Origin of the sequence: Streptomyces sp. NBC_01716 (assembly GCF_036248275.1) — a bacterium.
GTDB lineage: Bacteria > Actinomycetota > Actinomycetes > Streptomycetales > Streptomycetaceae > Streptomyces.
The window spans coordinates 8,377,647-8,393,818 of the sequence record NZ_CP109181.1 but is presented as its reverse complement, the minus strand read 5'-3'; the positions used below and the strand labels follow the sequence as shown (position 1 = coordinate 8,393,818).

12 protein-coding genes are annotated in these 16,172 nt (G+C 69.2%); 5 read left to right on the top strand and 7 right to left on the bottom strand.

Annotated elements, in window-relative coordinates:
• Nucleotides 1–306 (top strand): DUF6510 family protein, encoded by a 306-nt coding sequence (locus tag OIE74_RS37310; protein ID WP_329391839.1) that lies wholly within the window; start codon nucleotides 1–3, stop codon nucleotides 304–306.
• A gap of 25 nt (nucleotides 307–331) precedes the next feature.
• Here the strand turns inward: OIE74_RS37310 and mmsB are convergent, their stop codons facing one another.
• The 6 genes from mmsB to OIE74_RS37280 form a co-directional block, all read right to left on the bottom strand.
• Nucleotides 332–1,591: a multiple monosaccharide ABC transporter permease gene (mmsB, locus tag OIE74_RS37305; protein ID WP_329391837.1), complete on the bottom strand. Its 1,260-nt coding sequence runs from the start codon at nucleotides 1,589–1,591 to the stop codon at nucleotides 332–334.
• 5 nt (nucleotides 1,592–1,596) lie between these two features.
• The gene (gene mmsA, locus OIE74_RS37300; protein WP_329391834.1) at nucleotides 1,597–3,138 is read right to left on the bottom strand and encodes a multiple monosaccharide ABC transporter ATP-binding protein; all 1,542 of its coding nucleotides are present in this window, start codon (nucleotides 3,136–3,138) and stop codon (nucleotides 1,597–1,599) included.
• Entirely contained in the window at nucleotides 3,135–4,241 is a 1,107-nt protein-coding gene (gene chvE / locus OIE74_RS37295; protein ID WP_443076398.1) for a multiple monosaccharide ABC transporter substrate-binding protein, read from the bottom strand. Before chvE ends, mmsA begins: the two co-directional genes overlap by 4 nt.
• Nucleotides 4,242–4,259: 18 nt before the next feature.
• Nucleotides 4,260–5,228, bottom strand: coding sequence for a hypothetical protein (locus OIE74_RS37290; protein ID WP_329391829.1), 969 nt, complete (start codon nucleotides 5,226–5,228; stop codon nucleotides 4,260–4,262).
• A 173-nt stretch (nucleotides 5,229–5,401) separates the two neighbouring features.
• Nucleotides 5,402–6,427, bottom strand: coding sequence for a zinc-dependent alcohol dehydrogenase (locus OIE74_RS37285; protein WP_329391826.1), 1,026 nt, complete (start codon nucleotides 6,425–6,427; stop codon nucleotides 5,402–5,404).
• On the bottom strand, nucleotides 6,424–7,587 hold the full coding sequence (locus tag OIE74_RS37280) for a mandelate racemase/muconate lactonizing enzyme family protein (protein WP_329391823.1): 1,164 nt from the start codon (nucleotides 7,585–7,587) through the stop codon (nucleotides 6,424–6,426). Before OIE74_RS37280 ends, OIE74_RS37285 begins: the two co-directional genes overlap by 4 nt.
• 187 nt (nucleotides 7,588–7,774) lie before the next feature.
• On the opposite strand from OIE74_RS37280, the gene OIE74_RS37275 reads away from it, so the two are divergent.
• The 4 genes from OIE74_RS37275 (at nucleotide 7,775) to OIE74_RS37260 (ending at nucleotide 13,909) form a co-directional block, all read left to right on the top strand.
• Nucleotides 7,775–8,542 carry an IclR family transcriptional regulator gene (locus tag OIE74_RS37275; protein WP_329391820.1) on the top strand — a complete coding sequence of 256 codons (768 nt, stop codon included), beginning with the start codon at nucleotides 7,775–7,777 and terminating at the stop codon, nucleotides 8,540–8,542.
• Nucleotides 8,543–8,822: 280 nt separating this feature from the next.
• Nucleotides 8,823–11,840 carry a family 16 glycoside hydrolase gene (locus tag OIE74_RS37270; RefSeq protein WP_329391818.1) on the top strand — a complete coding sequence of 1,006 codons (3,018 nt, stop codon included), beginning with the start codon at nucleotides 8,823–8,825 and terminating at the stop codon, nucleotides 11,838–11,840.
• 150 nt (nucleotides 11,841–11,990) lie between these two features.
• Nucleotides 11,991–13,016: an SPFH domain-containing protein gene (locus OIE74_RS37265; RefSeq protein ID WP_329391816.1), complete on the top strand. Its 1,026-nt coding sequence runs from the start codon at nucleotides 11,991–11,993 to the stop codon at nucleotides 13,014–13,016.
• The gene (locus tag OIE74_RS37260; RefSeq protein ID WP_329391814.1) at nucleotides 13,013–13,909 is read left to right on the top strand and encodes a hypothetical protein; all 897 of its coding nucleotides are present in this window, start codon (nucleotides 13,013–13,015) and stop codon (nucleotides 13,907–13,909) included. Before OIE74_RS37265 ends, OIE74_RS37260 begins: the two co-directional genes overlap by 4 nt.
• 59 nt (nucleotides 13,910–13,968) lie before the next feature.
• Here the strand turns inward: OIE74_RS37260 and OIE74_RS37255 are convergent, their stop codons facing one another.
• The gene (locus tag OIE74_RS37255; RefSeq protein ID WP_329391812.1) at nucleotides 13,969–15,654 is read right to left on the bottom strand and encodes a discoidin domain-containing protein; all 1,686 of its coding nucleotides are present in this window, start codon (nucleotides 15,652–15,654) and stop codon (nucleotides 13,969–13,971) included.
• Nucleotides 15,655–16,172 lie beyond the last annotated feature (518 nt).

Here is a 16,172-nt window from a genome sequence, read left to right as displayed (position 1 = left end):
ATGAACGTCAATCGCACGCGCGACGAGGTCTCCGACGAGGCCTACCAGGACGGCAACATGCTGGGCGGCCCGCTCTCCGAGATCTTCGCGGTCGATCTGACCGGGGCCGTGGGCAGCTGCGCCGGGTGCGGCCGCCGGGGCCCGGTGGCCCAACTCCGTGTCTACGACCGGGCACCGGGTCTGGTGGCCCGGTGCCCGCGGTGCGAAGAGGTGGTGATCCGGCTGGTCCGGGGGAAGGACACCGCGTGGCTGGATCTGCACGGTGCCTCCTCGCTCACGATCCCCCTCGACCCGTCGGCGACCTGAACTTCCCGAAGCGGCCGACGGGCCGTCAGGAACCCACCCGGCGTTTGTTCCAGACGTCGAACCCGACGGCGGCCAGCAGCACCAGACCCTTGATGACCTGCTGATAGTCGGTACCGATGCCGACCAGGGACATGCCGTTGTTGAGGACACCGAGGACAAGTCCGCCGATGACGGCGCCGAACACCGTGCCGACGCCGCCGCTCATCGACGCGCCGCCGATGAACGCCGCCGCGATGGCCTCCAGTTCGAAGTTGACGCCGGCCTGCGGGACACCCGCGTTGAGGCGCGCCGCGTAGACGATCCCGGCGAGCGCGGCCAGCACGCCCATGTTGACGAAGACCAGGAAGGTGACGCGCCGGTCCTTCACGCCGGAGAGTTTCGCCGCCGCGCGGTTGCCGCCCAGCGCGTACACATGGCGGCCGACGACGGCATTGCGCATGACGTAGCCGAAACCGATGAGCAGCGCGGCGAGCAGCAGCAGGACGACGGGGACACCGCGGTAGCTGGCGAGCGTCATGGTGAAGGCGAGGACCGCCGCGGCGAGCGCCACGCACTTGGTGAGGAAGAGGTTACGGGGCAGGACCTCCAGCTCGTACTCCTTCTGGCGGCGCCGGTCCCGGACCTCCTGGAGGAGTGCGAACGCGAGCAGTGCCAGCCCCAACAGCAGCGTCAGATTGTGGTAGTTGGTGGCCGGTCCGATCTCCGGGAGGTAGCCGGTGGAGATCTTCTGGAAGCCTTCGGGGAACGGGCCGAGCGAGCGTGAGCCGAGGAAGATCTGGGTACCGCCGCGGAAGAGCAGCATCCCGGCGAGGGTGACGATGAACGAGGGGATGCCGACGTATGCGATCCAGAAGCCCTGCCAGGCGCCCGCCACCGCGCCGATGGCGAGGCCGAGTACGAGAGCGAGGACCCACGGGATGTCGTGCTCGACCATCATCACCGCGCACGCGGCGGAGACGAACGCGGCGAGGGAGCCGACGGAGAGGTCGATATGGCCGGCGATGATGACGATCATCATGCCGATGCCCAGCACCAGGATGTAGCTGTTCTGGAGAACCAGGTTGGTGACGTTGTTGGGCTTGAGAAGGACGCCGTCGGTCCATATCTGGAACAGCACGACGATCAGCGCGAGCGCGATGAGCATCCCGTACTGCCGCATGTTGCGCCGCGCCGCGTCCAGCAGCAGATCGCGGGTGGCGGAGGAGTGCGGGCGGTCGGGCCGCGGCGGGCCGCCCCGGGCCTTGTCGCCCGGGGATTTCGAGAGGTCGGTGGTGGCCGGACCCATGTCGTCTACCTCGTGTTCCTGGTCATGTGGCGCATCAGGACTTCCTGGGTCGCCTCCGCGCGTGGGATCTCGCCCGTGAGCCGGCCGGCCGCCATGGTGTAGACGCGGTCGCACATCCCGAGCAGCTCCGGGAGTTCGGAGGAGATGAAGACAACGGCCTTGCCCTGTGCGGCGAGCCGGTCGATGACGGTGTAGATCTCGTACTTGGCGCCGACATCGATCCCGCGGGTCGGCTCGTCGAGCAGGAGCACATCGGGTCCTGCGAAGATCCACTTGCTGAGGACGACCTTCTGCTGGTTGCCGCCGGAGAGCCGGCCGGTCTGCTCGAAGACGGTCGGGGCCTTGATGTTCATGCCGGTGCGGTAGGACTCGGCGACGCGGGTCTCCTCGTGCTCGTCGACGATGCCGCGCCGCGCGACCTTCGGCAGGGCGCTGAGGGTGATGTTGCGGCTGATGGTGTCGATGAGGTTGAGCCCGTACTGCTTGCGGTCCTCGGTGACGTACGCGATGCCGTGCCCCACGGCCTCGGGCACGGTTCTCGTACGGATCTCCCGGCCGTCCTTGAAGACCGTCCCGCTGATGTTGCGGCCGTAGGAGCGCCCGAAGACGCTCATCGCGAGTTCGGTGCGGCCCGCGCCCATCAGCCCCGCGATACCGACGATCTCGCCCCGGCGGACATGGATCGAGACGTTGTCGACCACCTTGCGCTGCTGGTCGATCGGGTGGTGCACGGTCCAGTCGCGGATCTCCAGCGCGGGCCGCGCCCCGGGGTCCCCGTCGTGCGGGGTGCGTTCGGGGAAGCGGTGGTCGAGGTCGCGGCCGACCATGCCGCGGATGATGCGGTCCTCGGTGGTCGAATCGGCTCTGACGTCGAGGGTTTCGATGGTGCGGCCGTCACGGAGGATCGTGACGGAGTCGGCGACCTCGGCGATCTCGTTGAGCTTGTGCGAGATGATGATGGAGGTGATGCCCTGGGCCTGCAATTCCCTTATGAGAAGTAGGAGTTGGGCGCTGTCCGAGTCGTTGAGCGCGGCGGTCGGCTCATCGAGGATGAGCAGCTTCACCTCCTTGGCGAGGGCCTTGGCGATCTCCACCAGTTGCTGCTTGCCCACACCAATGTCGGCGACCCTGGTCCCCGGGTGCTCGGTGAGCCCGACCCTCTTCAGCAGCGCGGCGGCGTGCTTCAGGGTCTCGTTCCAGCTGATGATCCCGCGCCTCGCGTGCTCGTTGCCGAGGAAGATGTTCTCGGCGATCGACAAGTACGGGACGAGGGCGAGTTCCTGATGGATGATCACGATGCCGCGGGCCTCGCTGGCCCCGATGTCCTTGAAGGCGCAGGGTGAGCCCTGGAAGAGGATCTCGCCGTCGTAACTGCCGTGCGGATGAACGCCGCTGAGGACCTTCATCAGCGTCGACTTGCCCGCTCCGTTCTCCCCGCAGATGGCGTGCACCTCCCCCGGCGCGACGGTGAGCGTGACATCGGAGAGCGCCCTCACCCCGGGGAAGGTCTTGCCGATGGAGCGCATCTCCAGGACGGGTGCGGTCACAGGTCACTCGCCTTGATGTAGCCGGAGTCGACCAGGACGGACTGATAGTTGGCCTTGTCGACGCTGACCGGGTCCAGCAGATAGGCCGGGACGACCTTGGTCTCGTTGTCGTACGTCTTCTCGTCGTTGACCTCGGGCTTCTTGTCGTTCAGTACGGCGTCGGCCATCTGCACCGCCTGCCTGGCCAGCGCGCGGGTGTCCTTGTAGACGGTCTGTGTCTGCTGCCCGGCGATGATCGACTTGACCGAGGCGACCTCTGCGTCCTGGCCGGTGACGAGCGGGTACGGCTTGGCGGCCGTGCCGTAACCGTCCGACTTCAGGGCGGACAGGATGCCGATGGAGATGCCGTCGTAGGGCGAGAGCACGGCGTCGACGTCGTCGGAGCCGTAGGACTTGGTGAGCAGGTCGTCCATCCGCCGCTGCGCGGTGCCGCCGTCCCAGCGGAGCGTGGTGACCTGGTCGAGCTGTGTCTGGCCGCTCTTGACGACGAGCTGCTTCTTGTCGATGTACGGCTTGAGGGTCTTCCAGGCGCCCTGGAAGAAGTAGCGGGTGTTGTTGTCGTCCGGCGAGCCGGCGAACAGCTCGATGTTGAACGGGCCTTCGTCGCCGGCGCCGTCCTTCAGGCCGAGCTTGTCGATGAGGTACGCCGCCTGGAGGACGCCGACCTTCTCGTTGTCGAACGAGGCGTAGTAGTCGACGTTCGGGCTGCCGAGGATGAGCCGGTCGTAGGAGATGACCTTGATGCCCTGGTCGGCTGCCTGGCCGAGGACGTCCCCCAGCGCCCGGCCGTCGATGGAGGCGACGACAAGGACGTCGACCCCCTTCGTGATCATGTTCTCGATCTGGGAGACCTGCTGGTCGACGTCGTCCTCGCCGTACTGGAGGTCGGTCTTGTAGCCGAGCTTCTTGAACTCGGCGACCATGTTGCGGCCGTCGGCGATCCAGCGTTCCGACGATTTGGTCGGCATCGCGATCCCGACGGTGGAGCCCTTGCCGCCCTTCTTCTCCTCCTTGCTCCCTCCCTCGCCGCTCTGACCGCAGGCGGTCAGCGCGAGGGCGAGCGATGTGACGACGACGGTGAGTGCGGCGCGGCTGGTGCGCATGGTCATCAGTCCTTGTCCTTAGGTGAGCGGGAAACGGTTGAGCGGGCCGGGGAGGCGGGAGCCGAGCGGCGACATGCCGCCGTCGGCGCCGTGGCGTGCGAGCAGGTCGAGTACGAGCCGGCCGCGCCGTACGCGTTCGCGGGCGGTGGCCAGGGTGAGTTCGCGCAGGTGGGCGCCGTAGGGGTAGATGCCGGGCGCCTTGGAGAGGCCGAACTTGAGGTACAGGGGCGCGCCGCGGCGGATCAGTTCGGCGGTCTCGTACATCCGGACGTAGCCGCCGAGGTCGTCGGGGGCCTCGATGTAGAGGTCCATCGGGGCGCGGCTGGCGCCGCGGATCTCGGTGAAGTGGGCGAGCGCGAGATCGGAGGGGATGTTGAGTGAGTCGGCGCCCAGGCGTTCGTAGACCGTGTACGAGGCGGGGTTGACGGGCCCGATGAGTGCCGACACCTTGAGGGTCGTGTCGGCGGGCAGGTCGCCCCGCTCCCGCAGCCGGTGCAGTGACCAGAGCACCCCCTCGTCGGCGACGAGCAGGCACTTGACGCCCAACTCCACCGCGCGCAGGGCGTCTTCGACACAGCCGGCGACGGCGTCACGGCCCCGGGCGCGCAGGCCGGCGCCGCCGGAGTCGGTGCGGGTGGCGGCGCCGGTGTCCCACGTGCCGCGTGGACCGGTGAAGAGGCACAGTTCGATGTCGCGGTCCGCGCAGGCGCCGGCCATCTCGGTGATCTCGTCGTCGGTGAGCATCCAGACGCCGCTGCCCTGGCTGATCCGGTGGACCGGCACATCGAGGCGGGCGGATTCCTTGAGGACTTCGGTGAGGGCCTCGGGGCCCTCGACGGAGGGGATCTCGGTGCGCCAGGTGCCGCCGTCGGGGAAGGTGTGCGGCGACGTGTCGGCGGGGTGGTCGTCGGGGGCGGCCAGGCCGAGGGCTGCGAGGGCCTGCCCACCGGGGCGGCGGCGGGTGCCGTGGGCTGGTGCGTCGGTCAACGGACATGTCCTTCGGTCGCCGCCTGTGGTGTCCGGCGGTGCTTGCGTTCAGGGGAGTTGAGGGTGTTGGCGGGTATCGGCGAGGTATCGGCGGGTATTGGCCGGTGTTCGAGATTTCGAACCCCGTTCGGGTCTTGCGGCAGGAGGCGGTCAGGGCGTGCCCGCCGGTGCGGTCAGGGGCGCAGCAGCACCTTCCCCGTGCCGGGGTCGCCGCCGCCGACGAGCGCGACCGCCTCGGCGTACCGCTCCAGCGGGAATTCGTGGGTGATGAGCGGGCCCGGGTCGAGCAGGCCCGCCGTGAAGGCACGTACGGCGAAGGACCAAGCGGCCGACGGGGCGCCGAAGACGCTGCGTACGGTCAGCTGGCTCACCGAGAGATGGACGGGGTCGATCCCGGTCGCACCGGCCGAGAACATCCCGGTGAGTACGACCCGGCCGCCACGCCGTGCCAGCAGGCAGGACGAGGCCGCGGTGGTGGGCGCGCCCGCCGTCTCGACCACGAGGTCGTAGTGGCCCCGGCGGCCCTCGGCCTCGGCCGGGGTGAGGACTTCGTGCGCGCCGAACTCTGGTGCGAGGGCGGCTCGTTGCTTCCGCGGCTCGATCACCGTCAGCTCGCCCGGCGCGTACGCGGCCAGGAACTGGACCGCGAGCAGTCCGAGGGTTCCCGCGCCCACGACGGCGATCCGCTCGCCGGGCTCCGGGCAGCCGGCCCGTACGGCTCCGGCGACCACGGCGGCCGGCTCCAGGAGGGCGGCGGCCCGCAGGTCGGCGTCGTCGGCCAGGGTGTGCAACAGCCGTGCGGGGACGGCGACATGGTCGGCGAACGCGCCCGGCCGGGTGAAGCCCGTCTCGTCGTAGCCGCCGGTGCACAGCGAGGTGTCGCCGGCCCGGCACCGTTCGCAGATGCCGCAGGTGCGGAAGCCCTCGGCGACGGTGCGCCTGCCGACGAGTGCCGGATCGACTCCCCCGCCGACGGCCTCGACGGTGCCGGACCATTCGTGGCCGGGCGTGACGGGGTAGCGGACATAGCCGGGGTCACGGCGGCCGTGGTACACCTCTCGGTCGCTGAGGCAGATCCCGGCGGCCGCGACCTTCACCAGCACTTCCCCGGGTCCGGGGACCGGTCGCTCACCCTCAGCGAGCCGGTGGACACCGGGCCGGTCGACGACGATCGCCCGGCTCATCGGAGCCCGGCTCATCGGGGCGCCTTGGGTGCGCGCTTCTCCCAGCCCTCGGCCCAGAGGTCGAACCGGGCCTGCTGCTGCGGGAATTCGGCCGCGGCGTCGGCGTCGAACCCGACACCGAGTCCCGGCGCGTGCGAGATCTCGAAGCAGCCCGTCTCCGGGTCGACCTCGGGCGCGCCTGTGACGATCTTCTTGATCTCCGCGTCGGCGAAGTCGTTGAAGTGCTCCAGGATCTTGAAGTTGGGTGTGCAGGCGGCCAGTTGGAGACTGGCGGCGGTCAGCACGGACCCGCCGACGTTGTGCGGGGCCACCAGCACGTAATGCGTCTCGGCGGTGGCGGCGAGCTTCCGCGCCTCCAGGATGCCGCCGATGTGGCCGACGTCCGGCTGGATGATGTCGGCGGCCTGCGAGGCGAACAGCTCACGGAACTCGATGCGGTCGTGGATGCGTTCGCCGGTCGCGACGGGGATGTCCACCTTCCCGGCGACCTTGCCGAGCGCCTGGAGATTCTCCGGCGGTACGGGCTCCTCCAGCCACGCCGGCTCGAACGGGGCCAGTTCGCGCGCCAGCCGTACCGCCGTCGCCGGGCTGAACCGTCCGTGCATCTCCAGCATCAGCTCGGTGTCGGGGCCGATCGCGTCCCGTACGGCCTCGATCAGCGACACCGCGTAGCGGGTCCCGGCCCGGTCCAGCTCGTAGTGGCCGGTACCGAACGGGTCGATCTTCAGGGCGCGGTAGCCGCGGGCCACGACCGCCTCGGCGGCCTGGTGGTACGCCTCGGGAGTGCGCTCGGTGGTGTACCAGCCGTTCGCGTACGCCTTGACGCGGTCGGTGACCTTTCCGCCGAGCAGCTGCCACACCGGGACGCCGAGGGCCTTGCCCTTGATGTCCCAGCAGGCCATCTCCACCACGGCGATGCCCGACATCACGATCTCGCCGGCCCGCCCGAAGTCGCCGTACTTCATCCGGCGGACCAGGTCCTCGACGGCGAACGGGTCGGAACCCGCGATGTGGTTGGTCTCGGCCTCGCGCAGATATCCCACCAGCGCGTCGGTCCTGCCGAGCATCCGTGTCTCGCCGACGCCGGTCAGCCCCTCGTCGGTGTGGACCAGGACGTAGGTGAGATTACGCCAGGGTGTGCCGACGACATGGGTGCTGATTCCCGTGATGCGCACTGCGGTACCCCTAGAGGTTGTTCGATATGCCGGCCGGTCGCCGCTGTTCGATATTTCGTCACGCGTTCGAAATGCTGGCGTGACCGTAAACAGCCGGACGGGGGGTGTCAATGGGGCGTGCAGCGACTAATCTTCGTTCGTCATTCCGATCAATGGCCGAAGTATCGAACAGAAGGGTGGGGTGGGCATGGGACGGCTGGTCCCCGCGGTGACGCGGGCGTTCGACATTCTCGAACTGTTCCTGGAGGGCGACGGGAAACTCTCCGCGCCGGATGTCATCCGCCGGCTGGGGCTGCCGCGCACCACCGTGCACGAACTGCTCACCACCCTCGCCGCCCGCTCGTATCTGGAGGCGATCCCCGAGCAGCCCGGTCGCTACCGCCTCGGCGTACGCGCCTACCAGCTCGGCAGCCGGTACGCGGAACAGCTCGATCTCGCCGCCGAGGGCCGGCAGATCGCCACGGACATCGCGGAGACCTGCGACGAGACCGTGCATGTCGCGATCCTCGAAGACCTCGATGTCATCTACATCGCGAAGGTGGACTCCACGCACACGGTCCGCATGGTGTCGGCCGCGGGCCGCCGGCTGCCCGCGCACTGCACCTCGGTCGGCAAGATGCTGCTCGCCTCGCTCCCGGAGCCGGAACTCGACGCCCGGCTCACCGGCGCCGAACTCACCGCCATGACCGACAACAGCATCACCGACGTGGCCGTTCTGCGGACGGCGCTCGCCGGCATCAGACGGCGCGGCATCGCAGTGGAGCACCGGGAGTCCAACTCGGATGTGAGCTGTGTGGCCGCTCCGGTCCGTGACAGGCGGGGCCAGGTCGTGGCCGCGCTCTCGATCTCCGTTCCGATGATCCGCTGGACGGAGATCCGCGAGGAGGAACTGGCCCAACTGGCCGCGAAGGGCGCGGAAGCACTGTCGGTACGGCTCGGGCACCGGGCGGGCTGACCTGCGGGGCAGCGGGGAGCCCCGGAGGACTTTCTACTGGTACGTGACAAAGTATGGACGGTCTCGACAGAAGTCTCTAGTCTTTCGCTCTACGTCGACCGGTGGTGTACGAGACAGGCCACCGGTCGAGCCGCTGAGCCGACAGAACGCCACGTACGAACCAGCATCCGCATCCGTTGCCAGACCTCCGTATCCGGTTCGAAGGGCTTGCCCCGCGGTGAACTCCGCCCCGGGGCCAGGGTGTTCTTTCTTCCCGGTGCGCGAAGTGCCAGGAGGAAGAATGGATCAAAGACCGGGCCGCCGCCTGCGCAGATCTCTGCTCAGTCTGCTCGCCGTCTCGTTCCTCGCCACCGGCCTCATGACGACCCCGGCCACCGCCGCGGATCCCGTCGCCGCCGATCCCGTCACCCGTGAAGTGCCGCCGCAGGAGCCGGGGGTCACACTGCGCGTGTTCGACGTGCAGGTACCGCTGGACAAGATCTGCGTTCTCAAACCCGGACAGACCCCGAACGTCGACAAGTTGATGCCCACGATCGACTGGTCGTCGACCGCCGACTTCGGCGGGATCGGCGACAACTTCGTGTCGCAGGTCATCGGCAACATCGACGTTCCGCAGGACGGTTCGTACGCCTTCCGGCTGACCAGCGACGACGGTTCGCGGCTGCTGATCGACGATCAGGTCGTCATCGACCACGACGGTCTGCACGGCGCCGAGCCGAAGGACGGCACGGTCACGCTGACGGCCGGTTACCACTCCCTGCGTATCGATCACTTCGACCGCACCGGCGGCCAGAACATCACCCTCGCGTGGCAGCCGCCGGGCGCCTCCGGCTTCACCGTCGTACCCAACTCCGTTCTCAGCACGGACGCCGGTGTCGTACGCGTGACGGCGCCGGGCCGCAAGGAATGCGAGGGGGTCAGGGACTCCCCCGGCGACGGGCTGCCCCTGAACGGCGTGCACCCCGGGTACACGCTGACCGACCTCCGGCCGAGCGGGTTCGAGCCGCAGGTCACCGCCATGGACTGGCTGCCCGACGGCCGGCTGGCCGTCACCACCTGGGGCGGGACCGACAACGTGACGGGCGAGGTCTACCTCCTCAGCGACGTCACGGGCAGCACGGGCCCCGACAAGGTCAAGGCCAAGAAGGTGGCCGAGGGCCTCAAGGAGCCCCAGGGCATCAAGTACGTCGACGGTTCGCTGTACGTGTCGCAGAAGAACGAGTTGACGGAGCTCCAGGACACGAACGGGGACGACGTCACCGACACCTACCGGAAGGTCGCCACCTGGCCGTACGGCGGGAACTTCCACGAGTTCGCGTTCGGGCTGCTCTACCAGGACGGCTTCTTCTATCTGAACCTGTCGGTCGCGATCAACCAGGGCGGCGCGACGACGAATCCGCAGCCCGCGAAGAACCGCGGCTCCACGATCAAGGTGAACAAGGAGACGGGCGAGGTCAGTTACATCGCCGGTGGTCTGCGTACCCCCAACGGAATCGGCTGGGGCCCCGAGGGCGACATCTTCGTGACCGACAACCAGGGCGGCTGGCTGCCCTCGTCGAAGCTGGTCCACATCAAGCAGGACCGCTTCTTCAACCACTACACCAACCCGGCCGGGCCGTTCGACGCCAAGCCGGTCACCAAGCCGGTGCTGTGGCTGCCGCAGAACGAGATCGCCAACTCCCCCAGCACACCGCTGCTGTTGAAGGAAGGCCCGTTCGCCGGGCAGATGATCTTCGGCGACGTCACGTACGGCGGCATTCAGCGCGGGTATCTGGAAAAGGTCAAGGGCGAGTACCAGGGCGCGGTCTTCCGGATGACCCAGGGGCTGGAAGCCGGTGTCAACCGGATCAGCATGGGCCCGGACGGCGCGATCTACGCCGGCGGTCTGGGCGCCGGCGGCAACTGGGGCCAGGAGGGCAAACTCTCGTACGGTCTCCAGAAGTTGACGCCCAACGGCAAGGACGCCTTCGACATTCTGGCGATGCGGGCGAAGCAGGGCGGCTTCGAGCTGGAGTACACCAAGCCGCTCTCGGCCGAGACCGTCGCCGAACTGGTCGACCGCTACGAGGTCAAGCAGTGGTACTACGCCGCGACGCCGGACTACGGCGGTCCGAAGATCGACGAGGAGACGCTGAAGGTCCAGTCGGCCACGGTGTCGGCCGACGGCAAGAAGGTCACCCTCGCGATCGACGGTCTCAAGTCCAACCGGGTGGTGCACGTGCGCTCGCCGCGGCCGTTCAGCGCCGAGGGCGGCGAGACGCTGTGGAGCACCGAAGCCTGGTACACCCTCAACTCGCTGGTCGGTGCGGAGCCGGCCAAGACGCTGTACGAGGCGGAGGAGGCGGCGCTGACCGGCGGCGCGCGGGTCGACACCGAGCACGCGGGCCACTCGGGCGGCGGCTTCGTCGACAGCTACGGGACGCAGGGCGCCACCACCACGTTCGACGTGACGACGACCAAGGCGGGCAAGTACGACGTCGGGCTGCGGTACGCCAACGGCCCGAACCCGTTCGTCGGCGACAAGACGATCAGCCTCTATCTCAACGGCCGCAAGATGAAGCAGGTGACCCTGCCCAGTACCGGCAAGTGGGACGGCTGGGCGACGGTGACCGAGACGCTGCCGCTGAGCCGCGGGGCCAACACCATCGCGTACCGGTACGACGAGGGCGACACCGGCCATGTCAATCTCGACCTGATCACCGTCCATCCCAAGGACAGCCGCGTCACGCTGTTTAACGGGAAGGACCAGTCGCAGTGGCAGCACACCAACGGCACCGACGTCCGGTGGCCGTTGACCGACGAGGGAGCGATGGAGGTCTGCTGCGGCGACATCCGCACCAAGCAGGCGTTCAAGGACTTCAAGCTGCATGTCGAGTTCCGGGTGCCGAAGCTGCCACCGGACGTGACCGGCCAGAACCGCGGGAACAGCGGTGTCTACCTCCAGGAGCGGTACGAGATCCAGATCCTGGACTCGTTCGGTGTCGAGAAGCTCGCCAACAACGAGGCGGCGGCGATCTACACCAAGAAGGCGGCGGACCACAACGCCTCGACGGCGCCGGAGACTTGGCAGACGTACGAGATCACGTTCCGGGCCGCCCGCTTCGGCGCCGACGGGAAGAAGACCGAGGACGCCCGCGTCAGCGTGGTGTGGAACGGCAAGCTCGTCCACGACAACGTCGCGGTCGACGGTCCGACCGGTAACGGCGCGCCGGAGACCACGGCGACGGGAGCCATCCGGCTCCAGGACCACGGCAACAAGGTGCGTTACCGCAACATCTGGATCGAGCCCCAGGCGTAGGACCTGTTGTAGAAGTCCCGTCTCCGGAGGTCCTCTTCCCTCTCCCCCCGGCCGGTCACGGCCGGGGGGAGAGGGCTTGTCCAGCACTTTCGTCAGGTTGACGATATAACCATCTCCTCGATATCGTCACACCGACGAGAAGAGGTCATCATGGCTGACATCACCAAGCGCCTCGGCCGGCGCCATCTCCGGTCCGCCCCCACCGCCCATATCCGTCACCACCGGCGGGGCCGGCTCGTCCACGACGGTCCCGGGATCAGCTTCTGGTTCCGGGCACTGTCCGCCGCGCTCTCCGAAGTCCCCGTCAACGACCGGGAGTTGGCGATGGCGTTCCATGCCCGCACCGCCGACTTCCAGGACGTCACCGTCCAGGCCACCGTGACGTACCGGATCAGCGATCCCGCCCTCGCCTCGGCGCGGCTCGACTTCTCCCTCGACCCGGACACGGGCGTCTGGCGGGGCGCCCCGCTCGAACAGATCGCGACCCTGCTCACCGAGACGGCCCAGCAGCACGCGCTCGACGTCCTGGCCCGTACGCCGCTGGCCGCCGCGCTGTCCGACGGAGTCGCCGCCGTACGCGACCGGATCGACGGCGGGCTGGCGGCCGAGCCCCGGCTGCCCGCGACCGGCCTGGAGGTCGTGACGGTACGGGTCGTCGCCGTCCGCCCGGAGGCGGAGGTGGAACGCGCGCTGCGCACGCCCGCGCGCGAGCAGATCCAGCAGGAGGCGGACCGGGCGACGTACGAGCGCCGCGCCGTCGCGGTGCAGCGGGAGCGGGCCATCGCGGAGAACGAACTCGCCAGCCAGATCGAACTGGCCCGCCAGGAGGAGCAGTTGGTCGAGCAGCGCGGCACCAACGCCCGACGCGAGGCCGAGGAGAGCGCGGCGGCGGATGCCGTGCGTACGGAGGCCGAGGCGGAGCGGCGCGTACGGCTGGCCACCGCCGACGCCGAAGCGGCCCGCAGGACCGGCGAGGCACGGGCGGCGGCACGGGCCGACTGGCTGCGGGTGCACGGCGAGTCGGACGAGGCGACGCTGCGCGCGCTGGCCGTCGACCGGCTCGCCGCGAATCTGCCCCGGATCGACAGCGTCACGCTCTCCCCCGACGTACTGACCGGCCTGCTGGCCACACTTGGGCGCCAGGGCGGTCAACGGCAGGGCGAGGAGCGGGGGTGACGCTCGCGCCGCGGGCGGTACTCGTCCACCGCACCACGGAGTACGAGGAGTTGCTCGCCCGGCACGGCACCCACGGTCAGGCGGCCTTCTTCCTCTCCTCCCGTGACCGGGACATCCGTGAGGTCGCCGAGCGGCACCACCGCACGCGGCAGGCGCTCACCGATGTGGCGGCCGCCGTGCCCCACCGATGGCGGCAGAGCCGCGTCGAACGCGCGGACCTGGACCGGTTCCTCTTCGGTCCGGAGGACGTCGTGGTCGTGGTCGGCCAGGACGGGCTGGTCGCGAACGCCGCCAAGTACCTCGCGGGACAACCGGTGCTGGGCATCGACACCGATCCCGGCCGGAACCCGGGCGTGCTGGTCCGCCATCGCGCCCCGGACGCGGCCACGCTCCTGAGGTCCGCCGTCACCGTACGCGGCGGGGCCGATGAACTCACCATGGTGGAAGCCGTCGCGGACGACAGCCAGCGGCTGCTCGCGCTCAACGAGATCTGCCTCGGTCCCGCGGGCCACCAGACGGTCCGCTACCGGCTGAGCTCCGACGGCCAGGTCCCGACGCCCGAGGCCCAGGCGTCGTCGGGCGTGCTCGTCGGCACCGGTACCGGCGCCACCGGCTGGCTGCGCTCCCTGTGGCAGGAACGCGGCAGCACGCTCGCACTCCCCGGACCCGCCGACCGCCGGCTGCTCTGGTTCGTACGAGAGGCCTGGCCCTCGCCGACGACCGGAACCTCGCTGGTGGCGGGCGCACTCACGCCGGGCGAACGGCTGCGCCTGACGGTCGAGTCGGACCGTCTGATCGCGTTCGGCGACGGCATGGAGTCGGACGCGCTGACGCTGACCTGGGGCCAGACGGTCCACGTCGGCGTATCGGCGACGACTCTGCGGCTGCTCTGAGGCGTGGGCCCGGACCCGGGATTCCCGGGTCCGGGCCGCCGATCAGTCACCGCGGGGATTCACTCCGCGTAGACGCTCAGTCCGGACAACTGGCCCGCCGGCCAGCCGGTGTTGCCGGTGATCTGCACCCGTACGTACCGGGCGGACGCCGGCGACGCGAGGGTGACCGTCGCCGTGTTCCCGCTCGCCGGGTCGAAGACGCGGGCCGCCGGTGCGCTCAGCGTCGCGAAGCTGGTCCCGTTCGTGGAGCCGAGGACGGACAGCGTCTGGGTGCGGGCGCCCCAGGCGGGGTTCGGCGGCAGCGACAGGACGAGCCTTCGTACCGGCAGGGCGGAGCCGAGGTCGATCTGAATCCACTGCGGGAACGCGTTGTTGGCGCCCTCCCAGTAGCTGTCCGCGTTGCCGTCGACGGCGTTGCCCGGCCCGTAGCTCTGCGTCTGGCTGCTCGCACTCGCCGCTCTGCGCAGGGCCAGGTCGCCGGTCGGCGGGTCGGGGTTCCCGCCGCCGACGACGGGCGGTGTCGGGCGGGTCGGGGTCAGCGCCAGCTGGCCCTTGAGCATCCGGCCCCCGTCTCCGGTGAGCCGCAGGTAGTAGTCCGCCGAGCAGGCCGTGCCGTCCTCGTCCAGCGCCCTGATGCCGGAACCCACCGGGACCTGGGCGGAGGTCTCGGCGGTCTTGGCGATCTGGTTGCCCTCGTTGTACTCGTCGAACATCGAGATGTAGATGCCCTGCACGCCGATCCGGCACATGTTGTAGAACTGCCGCCACATGAAGTCGCCGTGCGCCCGGTGCCCGGACTGGAGGTCGCCGGGCAGGACACAGGGCTGGTAGTCGATCCCGTTCGCGTCGCAGTGGGCCTGGTCGGGTGTGTTGACGTTGGCGTAGAAGTTGTCGGCGCCCGCGATGTCCCCGATCCGGCCGACCATCCAGGGCGAGAGCATGTCGAAGGCGAGGTACACGTCCATGTACCCGGGCCGTGAGTCCTCGATGCCCCTGCGCCAGTGCGTGGGCACGCCGCCCATCACGTAACACCCCTGCGCCTTGAACCAGTTGACGACGTCCAGACACACGGCGGCCGACCAGGTCTTGTTGGGCTCGTTGAAGCCGAAGCCCCAGATGCCGACCACCGGTTTGCCGTTCTGCCGGGCGTAGGCCGGGGACTCGGTGTTCGCCTTCATCTTGGCGAGCCAGTCCGCCTTCATCTCCGGCTGCATGTTCGTCCAGGCGGTGGCGTCGTACATGATGTAGTACTTGCGCCCGTACTTCTCCGCCGAGCTCCGTACCTTCACCGCCATGTCGTCGCGCGTGGGGCCCTCGCCGCCGTTGGGGTTGAAGCGCTGGAGGGCGGCGGTGTCGATGCCGTGCTGCCGCATCCACGAGAAGTGCGTGTCGACGGTCTGCTGGTCGTACGAGGAGAACAGCGACGCGGGCTGCCCGTTGCCGAGCGCCGGGTAGGCAGTCCGGTAGGTGTGGGTGTAGTCGCGTACGTCCGGCCAGCTCACGATCGCGGTGTTGCCCGGGGACGGGGACTGGCCCCAGTTCTGCGACCAGTGCCACCAGCCGTTGATCGGCGCGCCGTCGCCTGAGCAGGCGAACCAGCCCTGGTAGCCGACGGTGATCTTGCCGACGACGTCTCCGGGCGGAGAGGCGGCCGCCTGTGCGGTCCCGGCCTGTGCGGCCAGACCTGCCGCCGCTCCGGCGCCGGCTATCGCGGACGCGATGACGGTGCGTCTGGAAAGTGCCACGGGGTTCCTCGCAATCGGCTCTGTGTGTGGAGGTGCGGGGAAGAGCGGCATGCGGCGGCATGCGGGGTACGTCGTACGGTGCGGCCCCCAACGTAGGGACATGACTGTCCACCGGCAAGACAGGGAACTGGAAATTATTGACCGATCCGCGTCATGAACCGAAGACCGAAGGGAAATTGCCGACGATGAACGTACGGGACCCGGCAGCCTTGACTGTCAAAAAGGCGGTGCGGTCGCCGCACCCCTCTCAGTACACTCACCTCGACATCGCGCGCCGCACACACTGTCGTGGCGCGCGCTCCGTGACCAGTGAGGGGAGACCGGCCGTGCGCTACCGCACCGCTGTTGTCGTTCCCCCGGCACGGTACGAGGTGATCCTGGTGTCTCGCGGCGCCCGGCGCCGGCTGCGCGGCCGGTCCCGGACGATGTCCGCGACGAACATCTGACACGCCGTCAGTCCGTCGCGCGTGCGGCTCCGCCGGGCTTCGCCCAGGAGCGTTCTCGCGCGTCGGTGTGGT

Coding starts and splice junctions, on each gene's coding strand:
- OIE74_RS37310 (WP_329391839.1), top strand. CDS start 1: ATGAACGTCAATCGCACGCGCGACGAGGTCTCCGACGAGGCCTACCAG.
- mmsB (WP_329391837.1), bottom strand. CDS start 1,591: ATGGGTCCGGCCACCACCGACCTCTCGAAATCCCCGGGCGACAAGGCC.
- chvE (WP_443076398.1), bottom strand. CDS start 4,241: ATGCGCACCAGCCGCGCCGCACTCACCGTCGTCGTCACATCGCTCGCC.
- OIE74_RS37285 (WP_329391826.1), bottom strand. CDS start 6,427: ATGAGCCGGGCTCCGATGAGCCGGGCGATCGTCGTCGACCGGCCCGGT.
- OIE74_RS37275 (WP_329391820.1), top strand. CDS start 7,775: ATGGGACGGCTGGTCCCCGCGGTGACGCGGGCGTTCGACATTCTCGAA.
- OIE74_RS37270 (WP_329391818.1), top strand. CDS start 8,823: ATGGATCAAAGACCGGGCCGCCGCCTGCGCAGATCTCTGCTCAGTCTG.
- OIE74_RS37265 (WP_329391816.1), top strand. CDS start 11,991: ATGGCTGACATCACCAAGCGCCTCGGCCGGCGCCATCTCCGGTCCGCC.